The organism is Nonomuraea fastidiosa, from assembly GCF_042751225.1.
Lineage (GTDB): Bacteria > Actinomycetota > Actinomycetes > Streptosporangiales > Streptosporangiaceae > Nonomuraea > Nonomuraea fastidiosa.
On sequence record NZ_CP170570.1, the window covers coordinates 1,300,759 to 1,320,485 of the forward strand.

Genomic DNA, 19,727 nt, shown 5'->3' on the forward strand with positions numbered 1-19,727 from the left:
CCCGACCTACGCTTCCCGCATGGCTTTTGTGATCCCAGAGCTCAAGGTCGGCCTGGCCGAGCTCGGCGGCGGGCCCGACGCCCGGTGCGCCAAGTGCGGCAAGCGTGCCACCTTGTACTTCGTCGAGCCGCCGACGGGGAAGCCCACGTACGTGTGCACGGCGGACGCGGGCGCGGAGATCGAGGCGATGCTCCTGCGCGCGGGCGACTGAACGGCTCACCGATCGGCTTTTCGCGATGTGAGCGCGGGGCGTAGAGGATAGGTCGCGGCCGTTCCGCGGGGTGGCGCCGAGGTCGCCGTCGCCGTCGCGGCTTTCCACGCCGTTCCATTCCCTTAAGCCTGACGCACGGGCATCGTCCAGGGAGCACTCATGTCAACGATGGTGTTAGTCCATGGTTTCTGGCACGGTTCGTGGTGCTGGAGCGAGGTCGTCCCCCATCTGGTGGCCGGCGGGCGGCGGGCCGTCGCGGTGGACATGGCGGGGCACGGGCTGTACGCGCGCCATCCGCGGTGGTTCACCCGGCAGCCGTACGATCCCGAGGCGGTCGCCACCGAGGTCTCGCCGGTGGCGGATGTGACGCTCGACGACGCGGCCGAGCTGCTGCTGTCGCAGGTCAAGCTGATCGGCGGCGGCGAGCCGGTCACGGTGGTCGCCCACAGCGCGGCGGGGCCTGTGCTGACGCGGGTCGCCGAGCAGAGCCCCGACCTGGTGGCGCACGCGGTCTACGTCACCGCGTACATGCCGGCGTTGGGCGTGCCGGCGGCGGCGTACACGCGGATCCCCGAGGCCGCGGGCGACCGGGTGGCGCCGCTGGTGCAGGGCGATCCGACCAGGCTGGGCGCGCTGCGGCTCGACTTCGCCACGGACGACCCCGCCTACCGGCAGGGGCTGCGTGAGGCGTTCTACGGCGACGTGGACCCGGCCGTCGCCGAGGCCGCCACCGCGCTGCTGACGCCCGACAGCCCGTTCGGGATCATGACGGGGACGACGGAGCTGACGCCTGCGGGCTGGGGTTCGGTGCCGCGTACGTACGTCGTCTGCACCCGGGACATGGCCATCCAGCCGGCTGTGCAGCGGAAGTTCATCGCCGAGGCCGATGCGGCGTTCCCCGGCAATCCGACCTCCGTCGTGTCGCTGGCCGCCTCGCACTCGCCGTTCCTGTCCGTGCCGGGTGAGCTGGCGGCCCTGCTCCTCCCCCTCGGCCGGTAACCCAAATGGGTGATATCGCTTTTCTGTTATCGTTGCTACATGGCTGATCGGGAAGAGGTTCGCCAGCGCATCATCGACGCCACGACCGAGCTGCTGCGCGACAAGGGCCGCGCGGGAGTGACGACGCGCACGGTCAGCGCGGCGGCCGGCGTGCAGGCGCCCACGATCTACCGCCTGTTCACCGACATGAACGGGCTGCTGGAAGCGGTGGCGGCCGACGGGTTCGAGCGCTACCTCGCCCGCAAGGACAGCCGGCCGTTCTCCGATGACCCGGTGGCCGACTGGCGGCGCGGCTGGGACACCCATGTCGAGTTCGGCTTGGAGAACCCTGAGCAGTACCTGCTCATGTTCGGGCAAACAGGGTCCAACATCGGCAGGGAGCAGGCGCTGTCGCGGCTGCGCATGATCGTCGAACGGGTCGCCGTCGCGGGCCGGCTCGCGGTCGGCGCCGAGACGGCCATGGGCATGGTCCACGCGGCCTGCGTGGGCCTGACGCTCAACCTCATCCGCACCCCTCCGGAGGAGCGCGATCTGTCCCTGTCCGGCCGCCTGCGCGACGCCCTGCTCGCGGCGGTCACCACGGACGCGCCCGCGGGCCCGCCGGACGTCGCTCAGCGGGCCGTGGGCTTCAAGGCCGTGCTCGGTGACGCGAAGGAGCTGTACACGCCGGGCGAGCGCGCCCTGCTGGAGGAGCTCCTCGACCGGGCCGCGAACCACGCGCCTGACCGCTGAAGGTCCCGGGCGCGTGCGCCGCGGGAGACCCCGTGCCACGGGTGCGCCACGGGGTCCCCGCATGCCGCGGCGACGGGTGCGCAGAGGGGTCCACACACCCGTCGCCGCGGGCGAAAAAGCAGGTCAGAGCAGTTTGTCCTGGGTGAACGGGACGTCCCTGAGCCGCCGGCCGATGGCGTGGTAGATGGCGTTGCCGATGGCCGCGGGCACGCCGGTCCCGGGCGTCTCGCCGAAGCCGCGGATCCCGGTCATGCCGCCGTCCTTCCGGTCTGCGAACAGCGTCTCCACCGAGGGCACGTCCGCGCAGACCGGCACCAGGTACGTGGACAGGTTCGGGTTGACGACGCGCGCGGTGTTCGGGTCCACCATCGTGTGCTCCATCAGCGCGAAGCCCATCCCCCACGTCACACCGCCGATGACCTGCCCGCGCGCGGTGCGGCGGTTGAGCACCCGGCCGAGGTCGTGCGCGGTCACCACCCGGGTCACGCGCAGCCTGCCCAGCCTCGGGTGGATGCGCACCTCCAGGAACACCGCGCCGAACGAGTGCCCGGGGGTGTTCTGCCCGGTTCCCGCCACCTCGATGGCGCGGCCGTGACGGTTCATGACGTCGCGGTAGGTGTCCCTGCGGTCGCCGTCACCCCTGGAGAAGAGGCGGCCCTCCCGTACCTCGACCTCGGCGGCGGGCACGCCGTGCAAGGGCGAGCGCGGGTCGGCGACGGCCAGCTCGATCACGGCCTTCCGCGCCTGCCTCGCCGCCTGGTCCGCGGGACCGGCCACGCTGGGCATCGTGGACGAGCCCGCCGACACCCCTGCCGACGGATAGGCGGTGTCGCCGAGCAGCGTCGTGACGTGGCCGAGCGGCACGCCGAGCCCGTCGGCGACGATCTGGCTGAGCACGGTGTAGGTGCCGGTGCCGATCTCCTGTGAGGCGACCCGCAGCGTGGCGCGCCCGTCGGTGCCGATGACGAGGCGGGTCTGGGCCGGGATGACGTTGTGGGTGTGAACCTCGGTGGCCATGCCCCAGCCGACGTACTCGTCGCCGTCCTTGGTGGCGCCGGGCCTGGGATCGCGCCGCTCCCAGCCGAACGCCTCGGCCGCCATCCGGTAGCAGTCGAGCAGCCGCTTGTCGGCATAAGGGACAGGCGGGTCGGCCTGCTGGTCCGCGTCGGCGTGATTGCGGATTCTGAGCTCCACCGGGTCGATGCCGAGCTCGTAGCTCAGCTCGTCCATGGCGGTCTCCAGCCCGAAGTGGGCGGTCGTCTCGGGCGAGCGCATGTAACTCGACGTCGGCAGGTCGAGCCGTACGCCGAGCTGCCGCACATGGACGTTGGGGCAGGCGTACAGGCGCACCGCGGAGTCGCTGCCGTTGTAGATGTTCTCGTCGAGTCGGGTCACCTGCGCGGTCGAGGTGCTGACGATGGCGGTCAGCTCGCCCTGTCTGTCGGCGCCCAGCCGCAGGTGGTGGCGGTATTCGGCGCGGTGGCCGTTGGAGGTGAACATCTGCGCGCGGGTCAGCACCAGCTTCACCGGCCGGCCACAGAGCTCCGCCACCGCCGCGGTGAGCAGCGTGTGCGGGTAGACGGGGGCCTTCGCGCCGAAGCCGCCGCCCAGGTAGGGCGAGATGACCCTGACGCGTTCCGCGGGCTTGTCGAAGCCGAACGCGGCCGCCACGATGTCGCGGACGAACATCACGCCCTGGGTGCTCTCGTACAGGGTCAGCACGCCGTCCTCCCAGACGGCGGTGGTGGTGTGCGGCTCGATCGGGTTGTGGTGCTGCATCGGGCTGCTGTACGTCCGCTCGACGCGTACCTCGGCCCGCTCGCAGGCCGCCGCGGCGTCGCCGCGCTTGATCTCGTTGGGCCGGTCGCGGAAGTTCTGCGGCAGGAACGCCTCGTCGAGCACGTCCGCCAGCCGCACGACCGGCTCCTCGGCGCGGTAGCGCACCCTCACCAGGGCGGCGGCCTCCTGCGCCTGCTCCAGGGTCTCGGCCACCACGTACGCGACGGGCTGCCCCTGGTGGTGCACCCGCGCGTCCTGCATGGGGATGAAGCGCCGGTTGTACGGGAAGTTCGGCACGTTCAGCTTCCGCATGTCGGCGTGCGTGTAGACCGCGACCACGCCGGGGTGCGCGAGCGCCGCCCGGCTGTCGATCTCCAGCACCTCGCCCCTGGCGATCGTGCTCATGACCAGCGCGCCGTGCAGCACGCTGGGCACCTGCTGGTCCGCCGCGTAGCGGGCGGCACCGGTGACCTTCGCCCGGCCGTCGACCCGTGCGACGTCCTGCCCTACGAGCCCGCTCATCGCAGCCCTCCCAGCTCGCTCAGGATGCTCACCAGCCCGCGCTGGACGAGCTCGGCCTTGAACCCGTTCGCCTCGTACGGCCTGGCGTCCCTGACCAGGAGCCGGCCCGCCGCTTCGATCGCCTGGACGGTGAGCGGCCGTCCGCGCAGCGCGGCCTCGACCCGGGTGTCCCGCCACGGGCGGGTGCCGACGCCGCCGAACGCCAGCCGTACGTCCTGCACACGGCCGCCTGTCGTCCGCAGGGCGGCCGCCACCGACACCACCGCGAACTCGAACGTGGCCCGGTCGCGCAGCTTCAGGTAGCGCGACCGCCCGGCCAGGGCGGTGCGCGGCACGTCCACCCCGGTGATCAGCTCGTCCTGCCGCATGACCGTCTCCCTGTCGGGGGTGGAGCCGGGCGACAGGTAGAAGTCGGCGATGGGAACGGAGCGCTCGCCGCCGGGGCCGAGCAGGCGTACGGTCGCCTCCAGCGCGGTCAGCGCCACCGCCAGGTCGGAGGGATGGGTGGCGATGCAGTGCTCGCTGCCGCCCAGGATCGCGTGTCCCCGGTTGTGCCCGGCGATCGCCGGGCAGCCGCTGCCGCGTACCCGCTTGTTGCAGGGCGACGCCGCGTCGCGGAAGTAGCCGCAGCGGGTGCGCTGCAGCAGGTTGCCGCCGATCGAGGCCATGTTGCGCACCTGCGGGGACGCCGAGGCGAGCAGCGCCTCCGACAGCAGCGGGAACTCGCGCCGCACGGCCTGGTGCTCGGCGACCTGCCGCATCCTGGCCGCGCCGCCGATGCGCAGCGCGCCGGAGCCGAGGGTGATCGCGTCGAGGCCGAGCCGGTTGACGTCGATGAGGTGGTCGTGCGCCTCCGCGCCGTCGCGCATGAGGTTGAGCAGGTCCGTGCCGCCCGCCACGAACGTCGCGTTCGGGGTGCTCGCCGCCGCGCGTACCGCTTCCGCCGGGTTACGGGCGACCGTGTATCCGAAGGCCCTCATCGCCGCACCTCCTTCGCGGCGTCCGCGACGGCGGCGACGATGTTCTGGTACGCCGCGCACCGGCACAGGTTGCCGCTCATCCACTCGCGGATCTCCGCCTGAAACCCCGTATGCCCCTCGTTGATGCAGGCGACGGCGGACATGATCTGGCCGGGCGTGCACGCGCCGCACTGGAAGGCGTCGTTCCTGATGAACGCCTGCTGCACCGGGTGCAGCCGGTCGCCGCGCGCCAGCCCTTCGATCGTGGTGATCTCGGCGCCCTGCCGCATCACCGCCAGCGTCAGGCACGACTTGACCCGCTCGCCGTCCACCAGCACCGTGCAGGCCCCGCACTCGCCCCGGTCGCAGCCCTTCTTGGTGCCGGTCAGGCCGAGGCGTTCGCGCAGCGCGTCCAGCAGCGTCACCCTCGGCTCCAGCACGACCTTGCGCGGCCGCCCGTTGACGGTCAGCGAGACCTCGACCGACGCCCCGGGCGCGACGGCGTACGCCTGCTCGGCGGTGGACGCCGCGGCGGCGGGCGCGGGCAGGCCCGTTCCCGCCACGGCCGCGCCCACCGCGACGGCCTTGAGCACCGTACGGCGGGTGTGCGTGGGCACGTCGCGCTCGTAGTCATCGGGCGTGCCGAGCAGCCGCCGGCGCAGCTCGGCGACCTCCGCGCCCGCCTCGGGGCCGTCGTCGTCGGTGAGGTCGAACGAGGTGGACGCGCCGAGCAGCGGCCTCAGGACCCGCTCGGCGCACCCGACGGCCGGGTGGGTCAGGAACGCACGGTAGGAGTCGAGGTCCTCGACGGCGAAGACCGCGCTCCACTCGTACTCGCCGCCGACGTCGCGGCCGACCACGAAGGCGGTCACCTGCGGGACGGTCCGCCCCTGCTCGCGCAGGGCCCGGAGCGCCTCCTCCCGCTGGTCCGGCGGCACGCCCTCGCGGAAGGTGAATCTGCTGCCGTGAAAGATCATGATGCTCCTTCTCCGTACGGGCCGAGCGCGCGCGGATCAATGCAAGCATCGACAACAGTATTTTGTTATCACTGATTACGTCAAGCGCCGCTAACGGCAGCACGTTAGCAGCGATACCCGGGTGGGGCGCCGGCCCGCGTCAGGCGAGGATGATCTGGAGCTCGAAGCGGCCCTCGTGCGGGATGCGGAGGGCGTGGAAGCGCCGCCGGCCGTCGCGGAAGTACCGCACGCTGCCCGCCGCGAGCGTGGCCGCCGTCGGCGAGCCCCAGCGGAAGCGGATCGTGGTGCGTCCGCGCCGGACGGCCCGCTCGTCGAGGCCCCCCCGAGGAGAAGTTCGAGATCATCGCGGCCGGGCAGGCCGTGGCCATCGTCTCGGCCGGCCTGCGCGCCGACACCCGTTCGGACCGGCCTCGGTGGCGGACATCGCGCGGTTCGCGCTCGTCCAGCAGGCCCGGGTCAAGGGCGCGCTGCGTGCCATGGACGGCGAGGTCGAGCAGGTGGCGGGGCCGGGCGGCAAGATGCTGTGGGACCTGCGGGGAGCGCCGCGCCCGGACGAGGCGGCGCCGTTCCATCCGCCGCCGGACGAGGCGTGGGACGGGCTCGCCGCCGAGGCGAAGGCCCTGGTGGCGTGGCTGGCCGAACGCGAGCCGCACCCGTGTCGCCGCTACGACCGCTGGTGGGACCAGCTGCCCGCGCTCACCACCGTCCTGCTGTCCGCATAGCCCCCGACCCGCTCTGCTCCCCGGAGCGACGCCTTCCGTCCCAAGATCGCAAAAAAGCCTTTGCAAAAAAGGCTTTGCGGTTTTACGGTGGCATCATGACAGCCGCCAAGGTGCCACTCACCGCTCGCACCGCCGCCCGTCGTTACGCGCTCGTCAGCTTCCTCGCCTGGCTGCCCGCCGGGCTGATGGGAGCGCCCATGGTCCTGCTGATGCTCCAGCGCGGCATGGACGTCGCCACCGTCGGACTCGTCATGGCGATCCACTCCATCGCGGTCGTCGCCCTGGAGCTGCCCACCGGCGGGCTCGCCGACGTCATCGGCCGCCGCGCGACGATCGCGGCCTCCGCGCTGTTCTCCCTGGCCGGTCTGGTGCTGATGGGCCTGGCGACCGGCTTCGGGCTGTTCGCCGTCGCGTTCGTGCTCAAGGCGGTCTCCCGGGCGCTGGCCAGCGGTCCCGCCCAAGCCTGGTACGTCGACACCATGCACGCCGCCGACGGCCCCGGCGCGGACCTCAAGCCGGGCCTGGCCAGGGGCGCGTCGATGGGCTCCATAGCGCTGTGCGGGGGGCACGCTGGTCGGCGGCATCGTCCCGCTGGTGCTGCCCGCGTCCTGGTCGCTGGGGCCGCTCGTGCCGCTGTCGGTGCCCATGCTGCTGGCCGCCACCGCCGCCGCCGTGCAGCTCCCCGTCACGCTCGCGGCCCTGCCCGAGCCGCCGCGCGAGCGCGCCGCCTCGTTCGGGAACGTGCTGCGCGGCGTGCCGGTCGCCATCACCGCCGGTCTGCGCAGCGGGCTGCGCGAACGCGCCGTCACCAGGCTGCTGCTCGTCGCGGCCGGCGTGGGCGTCGTGCTCAACGCCATCGAGATCTTCACGCCCGGACGGCTGCAGGAGCTCACCGGGCAGCCGGAGAGCGCGGGCATGGTCTACGCCGCCGTCGGCGCTATCGGGTACGCGGGCAGCGCGCTCGGCAGCGCACTCGCCCCGCTCACCGCCCGGCTGGCGCGCGGCTCGCGCCGGGGTGCGATCACCGGCACCTGCCTGACCGCGCTGTCGCTCGCGGTCCTCGCCGCCTCCACCTCGCTCGGCGGCGCCTTCGCGATCGTGCTCGCCGGTCTCGGTTACGTCACCCTGTACGTCGGCTGCGGCGTCAGCGAGCTGCTCCGCGGCGAGATGCTGCACCAGCGAGCCTCATCGGCCGAGCGCACCACGCTGCTGTCGGTCGACTCGCTGCTCCTGCAGGCCGGAGGCGCGGTGGCGGCGGCCGGGCTCGGCTGGGTGGCGACGCACCTGGGCCTGGCCACCGCCTGGTGGATCACCGCCGGCGTCATCCTGGCCACGGCCGTGCTGCTCCCCCGCGCGGAGCGCTCCCGTGCCGCTGCTGCCCAGGCGCCGCAGCCGGTCCCGGCCGTGGCGGCCGGATAACAGGATCGCCATCTTCCGGCGCGGAAGATCTTCTGAGAGGCACTCTGGAATTGTGCCCACTTCCCTGGAACGACGCCGTGCACGCCGGCGCTCGTGGATTGAGCGGGTCGCGTGGATCTTCCTGATCGGATCAGCCGCGGCGCTGACTTTGAGCGGGGCTGTGTACATGGCATTGCCCTTGCCCGACCCGATCCTTGAGGTCGTGGACAAGAAGTCCAGCCCGCTCGGCATGCTCTTCGGCGGCGCAGGGATGTGGACCGGGATCATGGCCATCTACTATGCTCGCCGGCCGCCGTCGGCCCCGTCTCGGGAGGTCGCCGCACCGTCCCCGCCCGCCGCCGAGCCGCCGCCCACCCCAGAAGCGGCCGGGTCGCCGAGGACCGGGCGAGGCGTGCGTCTGGGACTTTCCGCCGCTCGCGTCCGGGGCCCGATGGGAGTGTCCGGTGGTGGCGGCTGCCTAATGGGCGAGCGGGACGTGGTGACCTGCACGCGCGTCGTCAGCGCGGCTCTGGGGCTGGAGGACGGCGAAAGGCCGGACGAGCCCGTCCAAGTGGACTTCCCGCTGCTCGGCCGGGCGCACGAGCCGATCACGGCGGAGGTGGCGGCGTGGGACGGAGAGGCCGGCGTCGCGGTGCTGCGGCTGGCCGAGCCGCCTCCAAAGGGCGCGCAGCCGGCCAGGCCGGTCATCGCGGACGACCACTGGGGCCACTCCATCCGGGTGCTGGGCTTCCCCGGCGCGCACGGCGGCGGGAAATGGGCGCCAGGAGAGCTGCGCGGCCGGCGCGGTGACGGCTGGATCCAGGTTGATGATAAGGCGCGCGAGTTGACGCCCGGCTTCAGCGGGGCCGTCGTATGGGACGAGGAGCTGAACGCGCTCATCGGCATCCTGACCACCGACGGCTCAGGCGCCCCGTACGTGATCCCCGCCGACGTGTTGCTGCGCGACCTTGCGGCCCAGGCGGCGGCCCCCGCGCCGTACCGAGGGCTGGAGGCGTTCAGGGAGAGCGACGCCGAGGTCTTCTTCGGCCGCCGTCAGGAGGTCGCGGACCTGCTGGAGCGGACCTCGCGGCCGGGCGTCACGGTCGTGTACGGCTCTTCAGGCAGCGGCAAGTCCTCGCTGGTCATGGCCGGGCTGGTGCCCAGGCTCCGGGAGAGGGCGTGCGTGGTCACCGTACGGCCTTCGCATGGGCGTACACCGGTCTACGCGCTGGCCGCCGCCCTGCTCCCGGCGCTCGAACCCGACCAGAGCGAGGCCGCCCGCATGGCCGAGCTGCCGAATCTGGCCCAGGCGCTGACCGGCGGCGGGATCGTCGAGGTCGTCCAGCGGGTGCGGGCCCGCAGCGGCATGGACGAGGTCGTGCTGGTCATCGACCAGTTCGAGGAGATCTACACCGCGGCCGGCGACTCCGACGCGTTCGTGTCCGCGTTGCTGCCCCTGCTGCGGACGCCATCGGCGGGCGTGCACACGGTGCTGACGGTGCGGATCGACTACTCCCACGACGTGCTCGCCCAGCTCGAAACCGCCCAGCTCCGGCGGGACGCGTCCTACATGGTCACGCCGCTCGACCGCGATCAGCTGCGGGAGGCGGTCGAGGGTCCGGCGCGTGAGCGCGGGGTGGCGTTCGAGCCTGGCCTGGTCGATCGCATCCTCGACGACGCGGGCGACGAACCGGGGCAGCTCCCGCTGGTGGAGTTCGCCCTGACCTTGCTGTGGGAACGGCAGAGCGGCGGCGTGCTGGGGCACGACGCGTACCAGGAGATCGGCGGCGCGACGGGAGCTCTGGCCGCCTACGCCGAGCAGGTCTGGAACGAGCAGCTCTCCCCCGCCGATCACCCCCACGCGCGCTCCTTGCTGCTGCGGCTGGTCCGGCAGGCCCCGACCACCTCCCGTCCTGCGCCGAGCTGCCGCAGGACGCGCTCGGCGATGAGCAGTGGCGGCTCGGCCAGGAGCTGGCGACCACCCGGCTGCTGGTCGCCGCGGAGGACCGGCAGGGCGTGCGGACGCTGCGGCTGGCCCACGAGTCGCTGATCACCCGCTGGGGGCGGCTGAAGGAGTGGGTGGAGGAGGACTGCGAGTTCCGTATCTGGCATTACGAGCTGCGGCGGGCCGCGGAACGCTGGTCGGCCGAGCGCGAGCCCGCCCGGCTGCTGGGCGGCACCGACCTGGAAACCGCACGGGAATGGCTGCGGGAACGTCCTGACGATCTGCTGAAGGACGAGCGCGCCTTCATCGAGGCGAGCGCCCGCGGGGCGGCTCGGGCCCGGCGCACGTGGCAGGTCGCGGTGGCCGCGGGCGTGGCCCTCGTCTTCGTCGCCGTGTTCCTCTTCATCCAGAACCGGAACAAGGAGCAGGAGGGGCAGGAGCGGCTGCGGGCCGCGGCAGCGCAGACCCTGGCCGACCGTGCGGAGAAGGGTCAGGCGAACCCCGACCTGGCGGCCCTGCAGGCGGTGGCCGCCTACCGCACCGACCCCGGCGTGCAGAAGGCGCAGCGGGTGCTGTTCGACCGCTACAGCGACTTCGCCGCCGCGGAACGGCTGCTGGCCGGTTCCGGCGTCACCTCGGACCGCATCCTCGCCGCCGAGGACGGCGGCGTGGTCGTCCAGGAGGAGAGCCACGGGGTCGCGATCTGGCAGCCGGACGGCGGCTCGGCGCTGCCGGAACGGATAACGCTGTCGTCGCCGCTGGCGGGAACGGCGCTCTCCGCCGACGGCCGCGTGCTGGCCGTCGCCACCGAAGAGGGGGTCGTCGAGCTGCGGCGACCCCGCGATCGCGAGCTGCTCGGCACGCTGGAGATCCCCAAGGGGAAGGCGCTGCTCGCCCTCGACCCTGCGGGCCGGTATCTCGCCGTCCGGGTGGCGGGCTCGCGTACGGTGCGGGTCTGGGACCTGGAACGGCGCCGGGCGCGCGGCGTCTCGCTGCCCGGCGAGGCGCAGACGCTCCAGATCGCCGACGACGGGCGGCTGTCGGCCTCCCTGGGCGACGGCAGGCTGCTGGTGTTCGAGCCGGGACGGTCACGCCCGGCCAGGACGGTGCGCACGGCGGCCGTCTTCGCCCACGACGGCAGGACCGTGGCCGGCTGCGTCCGCACCCGCGACGGCGTACGGGTGCGCAGCCACGACCTGACCACCGGCGCGAAGATCGCGGACTTCCCCCTCACGATCCGCGGCTGCGAGGGCAACGTCGGCAGGCCGGGCACGCTGAGCCACGGCGGCAGGCTGCTGTGCGTGGAGGACGTCGTCATCGACCTGCGGGCCGGGCGGATCATCGGCGCGCCCGCCACGTACACCCCCTCGTACGTGGTCACCGGCCGCGACGGCCGCTGGAGCATCTGGGCGGTCGGCGGGCCCGGCCTGGTCAGGTATCCCGCCGCCCGCACGCTCGGCACCGACCCGTACGCGGTGCGCCAGACCACGGTCACCGATGACGGCCGCCACGTCGTCACCTACGACGGCGACGGCCGCCTGCGCGTGTGGGACGCCGCGTCGAAGCTGCTGGTGAGCGAGCGGCTCGCGGCCCCGGACAGCGGCTCGGACCCCGGAGTGGAAACGCGGGTGGTCGCGCTGACCGGGCGTCAGGAGATCGCGGTGATCAGGGCCGGCTCCCCGACCTGACGCTGATGTCGGTGCCCGACCTGCGCACGATCGGCTCTGCGCGCCTGCCCGCCGGCTCGGCCGATCCGGCACCGCTCAGCCTGCACGCGGCCGCGAACGGCCGTCTGGTCGTCTTCGCCGGGGGCATGCTCACCGTCTGGGACACCGGGCCGCTGCGGCAGGCGTTCGCCGGAGTGGACCTGAGCGAGCGCATTCCCACCGGCGCGACGTGGGACGCGGACCAGGCGCTGGTCGTGCTGCCGAACACCGAGGGCACCGCCGCCCTGGTCATCGAACGGGAGACGAGAGAGGTCGAGCACTGGGACCTCACGCTCGGCCGTGCCACCAGGAGCCATCTCCTCCCCGGCGACGGCGCGTTCGGCACCGTCGCGGCGAGCCCCGATCTGGCCCGCCTCATCACCTACTCTGGCACCGCCGGCGAGCACTTCACGGCCTGGTCGCTGCCGGTGTCGGGACAGCCGACGGCGACGCGGCCCGAGGGCCCGTCCCAGGGCTACATCTTCGACCTGCTCCAGCTCCGCAAGGCGAACCCGGAGCTGCGCTACAATCCCGCGTTCTCCATCGCCAAGATCGGCGACGCGGAAGGGACCCTCACCCTGTTCGACAGGGGCAGGAAGCTGCTCTACAACGCCAATGAGGCGTCCATCCTGTCCAGCGCGCCGGACGACTGGGCCGCGCACGTGTGCGCCGTTCTGGGCGGGCGCTCGTTCACCGCGGCGGAGCGGGCCCAGCTCCCGCCGGGCACCGACACCGCCCCGTGCGCCTCCCCCTGAGCCACCGCATACGGCCAGCCGAGGCCGTGGAGAGCGGCTCGCCGATCCGCGAGCCGCGGCCCGGCCTGACGCGCCGCCCCCGGGTCACCACGCTGCGCGCCTGGGTAGAGGCCCCACGAGGGAACGGGGAGGTGGCCTGATGAAGGCGATCGTGGTGACCGACGAGGCCGCGGGAAGGGCCGGGATGACCCTGGCGGAGCGGCCGCGGCCCGAGCCTGCCATCGGCGACGTGCTGGTGGAGGTGCACGCCTCAGGCTTCACTCCCACGGAGCTGGAGTGGCCGTCGACGTGGGCCGATCGCCTCGGCCGCGACCGTACGCCGGCGATCCCCGGCCACGAGGTGGCCGGCGTGATCGGCGCGCTCGGCTACGGCACGACGGGACTGTCGGTGGGGCAGCGGGTGTTCGGCATCACCGACTGGTACCGCGACGGCACCCTCGCCGAGTACGTGGCCGTCGAGGCGCGCGATCTCGCCCCGCTGCCGGGCGACATCGACTTCACGGTGGGCGCGAGCCTGCCCGTCTCGGGCCTGACCGCCTGGCAGGCGCTGTTCGACCACGGCCGCCTCCAGGCGGGGCAGAGCGTGCTCGTCCACGGCGCGGCCGGCGGTGTCGGCTCCATGGCGGCCCAGCTCGCCGGCGAGGCCGGCGCGTACGTCATCGGCACCGGGCGCGCCGCCGACCGGCAGGCGGTGCTCGGCTTCGGCGCGCGGGAGTTCGTTGACCTCGGCAACGACGCCCTGGAGGACGTCGGCCAGGTGGATCTGGTGCTGGACGTGATCGGCAGGGAGATCCAGCGGCGCTCCGCGGCCCTGGTCAGGCCAGGAGGAACGCTGGTGTCCGTCACGGGGCCGCCAGAGGTGCGACCCTCCGGCGGCCTGGCGATCGACTTCGTCGTCGTGCCCGACCCCGTCCGGCTCGGCGGGATCGCCCAGCGGGTGCGGGACGGGCGGCTGCGGCCGCTCATCGGGACCGTCGCGACGCTGGACGACGCCCCTCCGCCCTCGACCCGGCCGAGCGGGTCAGGGGGAAGACCATCATCAGCGTGCGCCCGTGAGCGGCCGCGACCGGGTCAGTTGGCGACCACGGCGGTCAGCTCGTCCAGGATCAGGGTGCCGGTGTAGCGCATGTGCGGCCTGATCTCGTTGAAGTAGACACGGCGCAGGGTGATCGGGTAGGCGATGCCGGACGGCACCTTGTACGTGATCTGCTGCCAGCCCGGCTCGGTGATGAACGCGGGCTCGATCGTGTGCAGGATGCCGTTCTTGTCGAAGACCTCCAGGCGCGTCCGCTGGTTGTAGCCTTCCGACTTCACCCAGAGCTTGAACGCCGTCGGCTTGCCCGCCACCGGGAAGCGGTTGACGATCGGCCAGATGCCGATGCCGCGCGTCTCGGTGCTCTGCGTGAAGTCGTAGTCCAGCCGCAGGCCGTTGGCGGCGCGCCCGCTCGGGGTGGAGGAGACGGTGCCGGTGGCGCGCATGGTCCACACCCGCCAGTTGGAGGTGTCGTCGAAGGAGTCCACGACCTCCTGCGCCGTCCCGATGCCGACGACCAGGGCGGTCCGCACGCCGCCTGCGGTCATCGTGACGACGTGCTCGCCCGAGCTCGCGCGGGCGGTGACGGTGAACGAGCCGGTCGCGTCCGGGGTGACGGTCAGGGCGCTGGTGTCGTAGGAGAGGGTGACGTCGGCGGGGTCGATGGGGGCGGCGTATCCGGCGGCGTCCACGCCGTTGACGTCGAACGTCCCCTTCGCGCCCTTCTGCGGGAGGTTGAGCCTGCGCGGTCCGGTCTCCAGGCGGGCCAGCTCGCCCAGCACGGTCATCTCGATGTTCCCGGTGGCGTCGCCCAGCCTGGCGGTGACGGTCGTACGGCCCGGGGCGACCGCGCGGAACACGCCCTCGTCGTCCACCCGGCCGATCTGCCCGTCCGCGACCTCCCACAGCGGCCCGGCCTTGCGGGGCATCACGGCGGGACCGTACGTCTCGTCGTACGCGTCCGCCTTCAGCCTGCGGGTCAGCCCGGGAAAGACCCGCTCGGTACGCCACGACGCGCCCGCGTCAGGGCCGGGGAACCGCTTGCGCTCGGTCTCCGTGCTCACCCGGAAGCCGGTGACCCTGCCGCTGCCGCCGGGGTAGAAGATGCCGAGGCCGGTGGGCACCGGCCGGACGCCCGCCGCGTCGGACGGCCGGTTGACCAGCTCGGCGTCCTGCTCGCCCGGCTCGCGGGCGACGAACGTCGTCGAGCCTCCGCCGTCCAGGTTCAGCGCGGTGTGCGCGCCCAGATCGACCATCATCTGCGCCAGCTCGTTCAGTCCGATGCCGCGGGAGTACTCGGGCTGGCGGCCGTCCACCGCGACCACCCACATCTTGGTGCCGTCGGCGTTGAAGCCGACGGCGGTGCGCGGCTCGGGGGTGTTGTTCTCGGCCGAGAGCTGGAGCGGCTGACCGTTCTCGACGAGGAGCTGGCGGCCGCTCATGGCCGCCCTGACCTTCATGTCGCCGGGGGCGCGTACCCGGTAGTCGACGGAGACCGGGTCGCCGACCCGCAGCGAGGACAGCGCGGTCGCCCCGGCCTCCCTGCCCACCAGCACGAACGTGCCCTCGGGGATCGCGCCCTCGCGGGGGACGGTGACCTTCTCGGTCACGACGCCGTCGCGCACCACCACCTCGATGGTCTGGCTGACGTTGCTCACCGGGCGGCAGCGGCAGTAGGTGCCCCAGACCGGGGTGAACATGCCGACCTGGTCCTTCAGCAGCTCCGCCTTGTTCAGCGCGTTCAGCGGTACGGTCTTGCCTCCCGGCAGGTTGACCGTGCCCTCGAAGACGATCTCGCCGATGGCGCCGAGCTGGTCCTCGGAGAACATCACCGCGGTCTTCTTCGTCTGCGTCGCCTTACTGTTGGGCAGCGGCGACTGCAGCACCTCGCCGTCCTGGACGGCCACGCCCCATGGTGCGCCGGAGCCGTTGATGTCGAAGTAGTCGGCGTTCACGGCGGCGACCGCGCCGGCCTCCTTGGCCATCTCGGTCAGCGGGCGCCGCTGCGCGACCTTGCCGGGGAAGATGCGGTCGATCCGCACGCCTGAGGTGAGATCGACCGACAGCTGGTACGTCTGCAGCCAGCCCTCCTGGCCGTCGGCGGCGTCGGGGCCGTACAGCTCGACCGTGCTCAGCTCGACGCCGGGTGCGACGGGCCGGGTCTCGCGGTACGTCTCGGTGCGACCGGCGAGCTGCGCGGCGTCGGCAGCAGCCGTGACGGCGGGCGGCTCGGCCCACGCGGGGACCGGTCCTGTGAGGGTGAGGGCCAGAGCCGCCGATAACAGGGCGGAGGGGACTTTCCATCGCATCGAACCGGGACGAGACATTCTCATCTCCTTAGACAGCGATTCTTCTCAGACGGCGATGCCGGCCGCCCGCCGGAGCATGAACTCGGTCACCGGGGCGAACTCGGCGGGCGTGAAGTTGTCCTCGATGGGCAGTACGGCCTCGTGCCGTCCCCGGGACCGCGCGAGGAACAGGGCGATGTCGTTGGCGTCGGCGATCGAGAGCGTGGGCAGGCCGGCGGCGATCGCCGCGCCCGCCATGCCGTGGTCGGCGATGACGAGATCGATCAGGACGCCGTCGCCGGCCGCCGCGGCGAGCATGGCGTCCATGTAGTCGGGGCGGTGGGTGTGCATGATGGCCTCGTCGTGGAAGGCGCATGCGACTCCGCCGAAGAAGCGGATCCCCGTACGGCCGGCGGAGTACTCGCCGACGGAGATGTCGAGACGGTGGTCGTCCAGGACGCGGACGACCCGGTTGCCGGTGTTGCGCAGGGCGCGCGCCAGCTCGGCGTAGTGGTCGAGCAGCCCGGTCGGGTGCCCGGTCGCCAGCAGCACCGTGCCGCCGCCCTCGCGCAGGAAGGGGGCGAGCGCGTCGGCGTGGGCCAGGATGCCGGCCAGCGTGTGCTCCGGCGCGATGTAGCCCTCCTCGGGGTCGCCGTCGGTGATGCGGTCGCCGATGCCGTCCTCGACGGCGGCGACGACCTCCTCCAGCGTCGCGGTCCGCCAGTCCGGCAGCCCGAAGGTGTTATCCGGGTCGCCGGCGAGCATCTTGCGCGCGTACGCCAGCGACTGCCTGCGCAGGGTCCTGATGCCGCCGGACAGGCTCCGCTCGACGAGCAGCTCGCGCAGCACGGCCTCGTGGTGGTGGGTGCGCATGCCGTCAGCCCGCCGCGACCGCGACGGCGCTCTCGGCCCTGGCCGACGGTGGCCGCCAGGCGCCCTCGGCCCTGGGGAACGCCCGCGCCCTGCCGACCACCAGCCGTACGGCCTCTCCCGGGGACCGGCCGCTCTGGGCCGAGTGCACGATCACGATCGAGCCGCCGACGTCCACGTAGGTGCGCACGACCGGGCCGAGGAACTGCACGTCGCGGACCACGCCGCGCAGCGCGGGGGCGGAGCCGTCCCCGTCGCCGGCGAGCGTCACGTCCTCGGGGCGTACCGACACATCGACGGGCGCGCCGCGCGGGACGGACGCGGATGCGCCCGCGGGCGTCACCGGGAGCACGGCCCCGGCGATCTCGACGTCCCACGAGCCGGGCGAGGTGCCGGCGACCTCACCCGCCAGCCAGTTCGTCATGCCGACGAAGTCGGCGACGTAGCCGTTGGCCGGGGTCAGGTAGATCTCGTGGCCGCTGCCGAGCTGTTCCAGCGAGCCGTCCCGCATGACCGCGATCCGGTCGCCGAGCGCCAGCGCCTCCTCCTGGTCGTGGGTGACGTAGACGATCGTCGTCCCGGTGCCGCGCTGGATCTCGCGCAGCTGCGTACGCAGCTGGATGCGGGTCTTGGCGTCGAGGTTCGACAGCGGCTCGTCCATGAGCAGCACCGACGGGCGGATGGCCAGCGACCTGGCGACGGCCACGCGCTGCTGCTGCCCGCCGGACAGCTCGTTCGGCCGCCGTCCGCCCAGTCCGGCGAGCCCCACCATGTCCAGCGCCTCCTCCGTACGCCGGGCCCGCTCCTCCCTGCCGAGCTTCTGCGCCTTCAGCCCGAACTCGATGTTCTCCGCCACCGTCAGGTGCGGGAAGATCGCGTAGTCCTGGAACACCATGGACGTCGGCCGGGCGTCGGGGCCGAAGCCGGAGACGTCCACGCCGTCGATGAGCACGCTCCCGCTGTCGGGCCGGATGAACCCGGCGATCATCCGCAACGTGGTGCTCTTGCCGCATCCGCTGGAGCCGAGGAGGCAGAGGAACTCGCCGCGGCCGACGACGAGGTCGAGGTCACGGACGGCCGGCACCCCGTCGAACGACTTGCACAACGACTTCAATTCGATCATGAAATCTCCCTCAGCAGGGGTCACAGGTCGTAGAGCCGCAGGCGGGAGCCGAGGGCGAGCTTCGCGACGGCGAGCCCGGCGAAGCTGACCACCATCAGCCCGGCCGCGACGCCGGTCGCGGCGCCCCACTGGCCGAACTCGGCGAGGTTGACGATGGTGGGCGCGCCCAGGCCGATCCCCGGCGACGTCAGGAAGATCACGGCGCTCAGCGTGTTGATCGCGTGCAGGAACCCGAACACGAGCGACGTGGTGAACGCGCCGCCCAGCAGGGGGAACATGATCTGGACGATGACCCGGGCGCGCGAGGCGCCGAGGTCGGTCGCGGCCTCGTCGATCGACGGGCTGATCTGGTTGATCGTGGTCACCGCGGTCCGGTAGCCGACCGGGATGGCCCGTACCACCATGACCAGCACCAGGATCAGCGCGGTGCCGGTCAGCGCCAGCGGCGGCTCGTTGAACGTGAGCAGCCACGAGATGCCGATCATCGTCCCGGGGATCGCCGACGGCAGCACCGCGAGCCCGTCCATCACGCCGCGGCCGAACACCTTCGTGCGGTGCACGACGTACGCGGCGACCAGCGTGCTGATCGTGGTGATGATCGCCGCCGTGGCGGAGAACAGCGCGGAGTTGCGGATGTCGTCACCGCGCAGCAGCGCCGTCTGCCAGTGGTCCAGCGTCAGGCTCCAGTTCGCGCCCCACGCCCGGGTGAACGAGCCGGACAGGATGCTGCCGTAGATGAGGATCATCAGGAAGCTCACCAGGCCGAGCACGGCGACCAGGGCCCGCCGCACCGCCGTGGGCAGCGGCGCGGGCGGCAGGCTGCCGGTCTTGCCCGAGACGGTCACCGCGGAGCGGCGCGCCAGGACCCGCCGCTGGATGAGGAAGAGCACCAGCGTCGGTACGAACAGCAGCACGCACAGCACCGCCGCCATCCCGAAGTCCTGCCTGCCCACGGCCTGCACGTACGCCTCGACCGACAGCACCTGGTACCCGGCGCCGATGAGGACGGGGTTGCCGAAGTCGGTGATGACGAACATGCAGACGAGCAGCAGCGCGTTCAGGATCGTGGGGAAGGCGAGGGGCAGCGTGACCCTGCGGAAGGTCTGAAACCACGTCCAGCCGAGGTCCCTGCTCGCCCACTCCAGGGTGGAGCCGATGTTCTTCAGCGTCGGCAGCAGCGTCAGCGTGGCCATGGGGAAGAAGGCGAGCGTCTGGACGAGCCAGAGGCCGCCGAGCCCCAGGAGGCTGACGTCCAGCCCCAGCAGCTCGTGCGTGATCAGGCCCCGCCGCCCGAACAGCAGCAGCACCGCGAGGCCGACGACGAACGGCGGCGAGATGAGCGGCAGCAGCGCCATCACGCGCAGCACGCCCCGGCCCCTGATGTCGGGGCGGCTGAGCGCGTAGGCGAACAGGAAGCCGACCACGGTGGCGCTCAGCGTCGAGGCCACGCCGATGACGACGGTGTTCTCGGCCGCCTCCGCGACGCGCGGCTCGGCGAGCCTGCTCCACGCCTCACCGCCGGGCTCGAACAGCATGGCCACCGTCGGCACCAGGACGAGGAGGACGAGCAGACCGCCGACGTAGAGCGCGAGCGTGCCGACCGTGACCCGGTCGGCCAGCCGGCGCCTGCGGCTGCGCGCCTGCCAGTCCGGCCGGGCCGCCCGCCCTGGGCGCGGATCGCTCGTGAGGGTCGTCGAAGACACGGCCG

At 72.7% G+C, this 19,727-nt stretch carries 17 protein-coding genes and 1 pseudogene; 9 read left to right on the forward strand and 9 right to left on the reverse strand.

All coding sequences use genetic code 11. The features are described from left to right. Window positions 1-19: 19 nt before the first annotated feature. The 3 genes from ACFMQL_RS05815 to ACFMQL_RS05825 all read left to right on the forward strand — a co-directional run bounded on the left by ACFMQL_RS05815 (window position 20) and on the right by ACFMQL_RS05825 (window position 1,942). Window positions 20-211 carry a hypothetical protein gene (locus ACFMQL_RS05815; RefSeq protein ID WP_364058165.1) on the forward strand — a complete coding sequence of 64 codons (192 nt, stop codon included), beginning with the start codon at window positions 20-22 and terminating at the stop codon, window positions 209-211. Window positions 212-379: 168 nt separating this feature from the next. Next, window positions 380-1,210, forward strand: a complete 831-nt coding sequence (locus ACFMQL_RS05820) for an alpha/beta fold hydrolase (RefSeq protein ID WP_378784833.1) — start codon at window positions 380-382, stop codon at window positions 1,208-1,210. Between the two features lie 39 nt (window positions 1,211-1,249). Further along, a complete protein-coding gene (locus ACFMQL_RS05825) occupies window positions 1,250-1,942 on the forward strand; it encodes a TetR/AcrR family transcriptional regulator (RefSeq protein WP_364058171.1) in 693 nt (230 codons plus the stop codon). Window positions 1,943-2,065: 123 nt separating this feature from the next. Here ACFMQL_RS05825 and ACFMQL_RS05830 read toward each other — a convergent pair whose 3' ends face one another. The 4 genes and pseudogenes from ACFMQL_RS05830 to ACFMQL_RS05845 form a co-directional block, all read right to left on the reverse strand. Further along, window positions 2,066-4,243 (reverse strand): xanthine dehydrogenase family protein molybdopterin-binding subunit, encoded by a 2,178-nt coding sequence (locus tag ACFMQL_RS05830; protein ID WP_378784835.1) that lies wholly within the window; start codon window positions 4,241-4,243, stop codon window positions 2,066-2,068. Beyond that, entirely contained in the window at window positions 4,240-5,223 is a 984-nt protein-coding gene (locus ACFMQL_RS05835; RefSeq protein ID WP_378784837.1) for an FAD binding domain-containing protein, read from the reverse strand. Before ACFMQL_RS05835 ends, ACFMQL_RS05830 begins: the two co-directional genes overlap by 4 nt. Beyond that, window positions 5,220-5,672 (reverse strand): (2Fe-2S)-binding protein, encoded by a 453-nt coding sequence (locus tag ACFMQL_RS05840; protein ID WP_364059546.1) that lies wholly within the window; start codon window positions 5,670-5,672, stop codon window positions 5,220-5,222. The genes ACFMQL_RS05835 and ACFMQL_RS05840 overlap by 4 nt, the downstream gene beginning before the upstream one ends. A 243-nt stretch (window positions 5,673-5,915) precedes the next feature. Further along, window positions 5,916-6,179: pseudogene (locus ACFMQL_RS05845) on the reverse strand (Dabb family protein); the annotation flags it as partial. A 413-nt stretch (window positions 6,180-6,592) separates the two neighbouring features. Between ACFMQL_RS05845 and ACFMQL_RS05850 the strand changes: the two are divergent. Continuing rightward, complete coding sequence (locus ACFMQL_RS05850; protein WP_378784839.1) at window positions 6,593-6,901, forward strand: hypothetical protein; 309 nt, start codon at window positions 6,593-6,595, stop codon at window positions 6,899-6,901. Between the two features lie 142 nt (window positions 6,902-7,043). Here the strand turns inward: ACFMQL_RS05850 and ACFMQL_RS05855 are convergent, their stop codons facing one another. Then, window positions 7,044-7,325: a hypothetical protein gene (locus ACFMQL_RS05855; protein WP_378784841.1), complete on the reverse strand. Its 282-nt coding sequence runs from the start codon at window positions 7,323-7,325 to the stop codon at window positions 7,044-7,046. A gap of 170 nt (window positions 7,326-7,495) precedes the next feature. Here ACFMQL_RS05855 and ACFMQL_RS05860 point away from each other — a divergent pair, with 170 nt between their 5' ends. From ACFMQL_RS05860 to ACFMQL_RS05880, 5 genes are all read left to right on the forward strand, one after another. Beyond that, the gene (locus tag ACFMQL_RS05860; RefSeq protein ID WP_378784843.1) at window positions 7,496-8,320 is read left to right on the forward strand and encodes a hypothetical protein; all 825 of its coding nucleotides are present in this window, start codon (window positions 7,496-7,498) and stop codon (window positions 8,318-8,320) included. Between the two features lie 166 nt (window positions 8,321-8,486). After that, on the forward strand, window positions 8,487-10,349 hold the full coding sequence (locus ACFMQL_RS05865) for a serine protease (RefSeq protein WP_378784845.1): 1,863 nt from the start codon (window positions 8,487-8,489) through the stop codon (window positions 10,347-10,349). Continuing rightward, window positions 10,271-11,932 carry a WD40 repeat domain-containing protein gene (locus ACFMQL_RS05870; RefSeq protein WP_378790138.1) on the forward strand — a complete coding sequence of 554 codons (1,662 nt, stop codon included), beginning with the start codon at window positions 10,271-10,273 and terminating at the stop codon, window positions 11,930-11,932. The genes ACFMQL_RS05865 and ACFMQL_RS05870 overlap by 79 nt, the downstream gene beginning before the upstream one ends. A gap of 5 nt (window positions 11,933-11,937) precedes the next feature. Beyond that, on the forward strand, window positions 11,938-12,705 hold the full coding sequence (locus tag ACFMQL_RS05875; RefSeq protein WP_378784847.1) for a hypothetical protein: 768 nt from the start codon (window positions 11,938-11,940) through the stop codon (window positions 12,703-12,705). 139 nt (window positions 12,706-12,844) lie between these two features. Next, window positions 12,845-13,828, forward strand: a complete 984-nt coding sequence (locus ACFMQL_RS05880) for an NADP-dependent oxidoreductase (RefSeq protein WP_378784848.1) — start codon at window positions 12,845-12,847, stop codon at window positions 13,826-13,828. On the opposite strand, the gene ACFMQL_RS05885 is transcribed toward ACFMQL_RS05880, so the two are convergent. Genes ACFMQL_RS05885 through ACFMQL_RS05900 form a run of 4 tightly spaced genes read right to left on the reverse strand, consistent with a single transcriptional unit; the run spans window position 13,777 to window position 19,722 of the window. Further along, a complete protein-coding gene (locus ACFMQL_RS05885; protein ID WP_378784849.1) occupies window positions 13,777-16,065 on the reverse strand; it encodes a phosphodiester glycosidase family protein in 2,289 nt (762 codons plus the stop codon). The two genes, ACFMQL_RS05880 and ACFMQL_RS05885, sit on opposite strands and share 52 nt — an antisense overlap. A 27-nt stretch (window positions 16,066-16,092) precedes the next feature. Then, complete coding sequence (locus ACFMQL_RS05890; RefSeq protein WP_364058198.1) at window positions 16,093-16,899, reverse strand: phosphatase; 807 nt, start codon at window positions 16,897-16,899, stop codon at window positions 16,093-16,095. Between the two features lie 4 nt (window positions 16,900-16,903). Next, complete coding sequence (locus tag ACFMQL_RS05895; RefSeq protein WP_378784851.1) at window positions 16,904-18,019, reverse strand: ABC transporter ATP-binding protein; 1,116 nt, start codon at window positions 18,017-18,019, stop codon at window positions 16,904-16,906. A 20-nt stretch (window positions 18,020-18,039) separates the two neighbouring features. Continuing rightward, window positions 18,040-19,722, reverse strand: a complete 1,683-nt coding sequence (locus ACFMQL_RS05900; protein WP_378784853.1) for an ABC transporter permease — start codon at window positions 19,720-19,722, stop codon at window positions 18,040-18,042. Between the last annotated feature and the right edge of the window lie 5 nt (window positions 19,723-19,727).